The following is a 4,301-nucleotide window of genomic DNA, read 5'->3' as shown; positions in this document are numbered from 1 at the left end:
TTCCACTTCTCTTGCCAAGCCTCGTCGCCCCCGATGTGGATATATTCGGAGGGGAAAAGCTGCATCACCTCGGTGAGAACACCTTCGAGAAAGGTAAACACGCTATCGTTTCCAGGGCAGAAGTCGGGACTGGTGTAGGCCTTACCCTCGCAAGTGAGGTTTGGATAGGCCGCAAACACCTCGTTGCTATGGCCTGGCATCTCTATCTCGGGTATCACGGTGATGTGCCTTTTGGCCGCGTATGCCACGATGTCGCGCACTTCGTCTTGCGTATAATATCCGCCATAAGCCCCCGAATCGTTGGCGTGGCAGTAGCGCCGGTCGTGTTCGCGCCACCATTTAGTCCAGTCGTTTTGGGTTCGGTAGGCTGTTTCCTCAATCAGTTTGGGGTATTTCTTCACCTCCAAACGCCATCCTCCGCCATCGGTTAGGTGCCAATGAAAGCGGTTAAGCTTAAAGTAAGCCATAGCATCGAGTTGCTTTTTGATGAACTGGGGCGTGAAGAAATGGCGCGAACAGTCGAGCATCATGCCGCGATAAGGAAAGCGTGGCTGGTCATTCACCTTGGCACAAGCCACCTTGTTGCCGTCTACCGTAAGCTGCCGAAGGGTTTGCAAGGCATAAAACAAGCCTGTTGTGGTATGCGACATGATGGTTATTCGTTCGGGCGTTACGTCTAGGGTATAATATTCGGGAAACGTTCTACCGTAGCAAGACGGCTCTTTTATCCGCAACAAGTTAAGGCTTATGGCCGGAACTTTACTGATGAACTTTCCTTTAAACACCTTCAAGCCCAAGGTTTGGCGTATGTAGGCCTTCATTTGGCGTGCCTCTTCGCCCTCGAAATTCAGTTCAACGGGCGTGTTGGGCTTAATGGTAAAGAAGCCTTTGCCCATGGTTATCTCCCTAGGTTGCGGGATAACCGATTGCGCCTGCACCTGTTTGGGACAGAGCGAAGCCACCAGAAGCAGCCAGGCGAAGAATGTTCTGTGCATGTGTTGGATACTATTAAGAAGATGTGAAATATACCTTTATATATAAAGAGGGGTGGTATTGATAACGAAAAGAGGCAGCCACCTCGCCACAACCCACAGTTAGGGCTTACGGCGAAATGGCTGCCAGCGGTATGTTATTTACCACACAGCAGAGGTGGGTATGGCTTTGTCTTTCCACAAATGGCGTGCATACTGATAGCCATAGCGGTCGTAAAGGTCGCTAAGACGGTGCGCGCGCTTGCTGAAATCATCGAAGTTCTTCTTCGCAGCGGGCGTCCATTGCACCTCGGCCAAGGCTGCCATACGCGGCATAATCATGTATTCGGCCTGTGTGGTGTAAGGAATGTACTCGGTCCAGAGGTTAGCCTGCACACCAAAGATACGCTTTTTGGCATCGGCAGGAAGGCTTTCGGGTATTGGTTCGTAAGAATAAACCTTCTCAACAGGCGAGAAACCGCCGATGGCATCAGGCTCGTGCTTGGTTTCCTTGGCCTGATAATGGTCGAAATAAACGTGCGAGCTGGGCGTCATCACAACGTCGTGACCCTTTATGGCACCATCAAACCCGTTCTTTTCGCCGCGCCAAGCCATGATGGTAGCGCTTTGGTTGATTTTTCCTTCAAGGATTTCGTCCCATCCGATGATGCTCTTTCCCTTGCTGTTAAGGTACTTTTCAACCCTATTGGTGAAGTATTGTTGCAGGTGTTTGATGTCGGTGTTCTCTTCTTTTGCCTTTTGTATGCACCTGGGACACTTCTCCCACATGATGGTTGGCGTTTCGTCGCCACCGATATGGAAGTATTTTGCGGGGAAGATGTCCACCACTTCGTCGATAACATCTTGCACAAACTTGTACGTACTTTCCTTTCCAAGGCACAACACATCTTTATATACGCCCCAGCGATGCCCCACTTCGTAGGGTCCGCCCGAACATCCCAGTTCGGGATAAGCAGCCAATGCGGCCAACATGTGACCCGGCATGTCTATCTCGGGGATAACGGTGATGTGGCGTTGGCGTGCATATTCCACAATCTCGCGCGCCTCTTGTTGCGTGTAGAAACCGCCGTGGGGGATGCTATCGTCTACCATTGCGTTGTGACCGATAACCGTTCCCGAACGCATCGACGACTTAGCGGTGAGTTCGGGATGGCTCTTTATCTCCAAACGCCAGCCTTGGTCTTCGGTTAGGTGCCAGTGAAATACGTTCATGTTGTGCAAAGCCAAGATGTCGATAAACTTCTTAACAAAGCTTAGGGGGAAGAAATGGCGTGCGCAATCGAGCATCATACCACGATAACCAAAGCGTGGTTCGTCGGCAACAGTCACGGCAGGCAGGGCTACGTCGGCCCCATTGGTTTGCACGGGCAACGCCTTACGCAGAGTCTGAATGCCATAGAATACCCCTGCTGGCGTGCTTGCGGCGATTGTTACCTGCTTGTTGTTGACAGTAAGGCGATAGGCTTCGGCACCTGTTACCTTGGGATCAATGGTTAGAACGATGGCAGCAGCGTTCTTATCGCGCTTGTCTAGCAAGCTGGTACGTATGCCCGAAACTTGCTGGATGTACTCGGAGAGGAACCGCGCGTTGCGTTTCATCTCGGGATTAGTACCTTCGTATACGATTGTTGTTGCACTTGTGAGGTTAAAGGGCTTGCCTTTGGCCATCACAACGCTCTTTGGCAACGGCACAACATTGTAGTTGGCGTCGGCTGCATGGGCGCTTAGCATCGAGAAACCTAATGCTGCGGCTAATAGAAGACGTTTCATTTCTATTTTAGTTTATGAGTTATTGAGTTGGTGAGTTATTGAGTTTAAAAGTTGATGAGGTGGTGAGTTATTGAGTTTATGAGGTGGTGAGTTGGTGAATTTTTGAGTTGATGAGTTGGTGAGTTTTTGAGTTTATGAGGTGATGAAGTGGTGAGTTATTGAGTTTATGAGGTGATGAGTTATTGAGTTTATGAGTTGATAAGTTTCTCAGTTTATAAGTTTATAAGCTGATGAGTTAGTGAGTTAATGAGAAAGTTCGCCCCTCTGCAACAACGCATACGGCTTAACTCCATAACTCCTTAACTCCTTAACTCCTCAAAAACAACTCCTTACTACTTTACTACTTACTCCTTTACTCCTTACACTATTGAGTTATTCTTCACAAAGTCGACAATCTCTTTTACATATCCGAAGGCCATTCCCACCACGGTGTCAGCGGCTCCGTAGTACACGGCTACGCGTTCGCCGTCGCTAAGTGCAGCGCAGGGGAACACAACGTTGGGCACATCGCCTTGCAATTCGTAGGGAGCAGCAGGCGCAAGCAGATAAGGACGAGTGCGATAAAGCACGCGTTCGGGATTATCTTTATCGAGCAATACGGCACCCATCGAATAACGGAAACCGTTGCATGTGGTGATAACGCCGTGGTAGAACATCAGCCAACCCTCATCAGTAAGGAACGGAACAGAGCCAGCACCAATCTTAGTGCATTGCCATGCGCTCTCAGGGAAAGGCGTTACCTTCATCACGCAGCGATGTTCGCCCCAGTATTTCATATCGGGGCTATAGCTTAGATAAATGTCGCCGAAGGGCGTATGACCGTTATCGCTGGGGCGCGAAAGCATGGCGAACTTGCCGTTTATCTTCTGTGGGAAGAGCACACCGTTGCGGTTGAAGGGCAAGAAGGCGTTTTCGCATTGGTAGAAACGCTTGAAGTCGAAGGTGTAGGCGATGCCGATTGTAGGACCATGATAGCCATTGCACCATGTAATCCAATAGCGGCCGTCTATCCAAGTTACGCGCGGGTCGTACTTATACTCCGATTCTATCATCTGAGTATTGCCTGCCTCGAACACGATAGGTTCGTGATTGATGTCCCAGTTGATGCCATCCTTACTGAATCCAGCAAAGATATTCATCTGCACGGCCTTGTTGTCGCAACGGAAAACGCCTGCGAAACCATCTTCAAAGGGTACTACGGCACTGTTGAAAATGCTGTTTGATGTGGGGATGTGGTAACGTCCGATAACGGGATTCTTTGAATAACGCCACATTACATCGGCGCAACCGGCGGGACGTTCCTCCCAGGGCATGATGTCTTTTAGTTCTTTCATATCTTTATGATGCCTCTCTTCGCGCCTTGACTTGCGGCTGTGGCGTGGCAAGAGGACTTGGGATTTATGGGTAATTTATTTTTACGGCCTCACCCCCAGCCCCTCTCCAAGGGGAGCGGGGAGTGATATGCCTTGTTGTTGCACTGTTTATGGTTGCTGTTTGGCTTTGCAAATGTTATTATATTGTTTTGTTGTAACCCTGCAT

3 protein-coding genes are annotated in these 4,301 nt (G+C 49.7%); all 3 read right to left on the bottom strand.

The annotated features are described in order from the left end of the window. Positions 1-995, bottom strand: a 995-nt coding sequence (locus tag BN93_RS01800; RefSeq protein ID WP_019186647.1) for a beta-N-acetylhexosaminidase, incomplete at its 3' end; no start/stop codon positions are given. A 138-nt stretch (positions 996-1,133) separates the two neighbouring features. Then, a complete protein-coding gene (locus tag BN93_RS01795) occupies positions 1,134-2,762 on the bottom strand; it encodes a beta-N-acetylhexosaminidase (RefSeq protein WP_044259407.1) in 1,629 nt (542 codons plus the stop codon). A 359-nt stretch (positions 2,763-3,121) separates the two neighbouring features. After that, entirely contained in the window at positions 3,122-4,096 is a 975-nt protein-coding gene (locus BN93_RS01790) for a glycoside hydrolase family 130 protein (protein WP_019186645.1), read from the bottom strand. Positions 4,097-4,301: the final 205 nt, after the last annotated feature.

Source organism: Prevotella conceptionensis 9403948, assembly GCF_000312305.1.
In the GTDB taxonomy this organism is placed as follows: Bacteria; Bacteroidota; Bacteroidia; order Bacteroidales; family Bacteroidaceae; genus Prevotella; species Prevotella conceptionensis.
Note: the sequence above shows the minus strand (reverse complement) of the source record. Positions and strands in the feature narration are given on the sequence as shown.

Excerpts from the sequence above, each read along its gene's own strand:
- BN93_RS01795 (WP_044259407.1), bottom strand. The coding sequence starts at position 2,762 with ATGAAACGTCTTCTATTAGCCGCAGCATTAGGTTTCTCGATGCTAAGC.
- BN93_RS01790 (WP_019186645.1), bottom strand. The coding sequence starts at position 4,096 with ATGAAAGAACTAAAAGACATCATGCCCTGGGAGGAACGTCCCGCCGGT.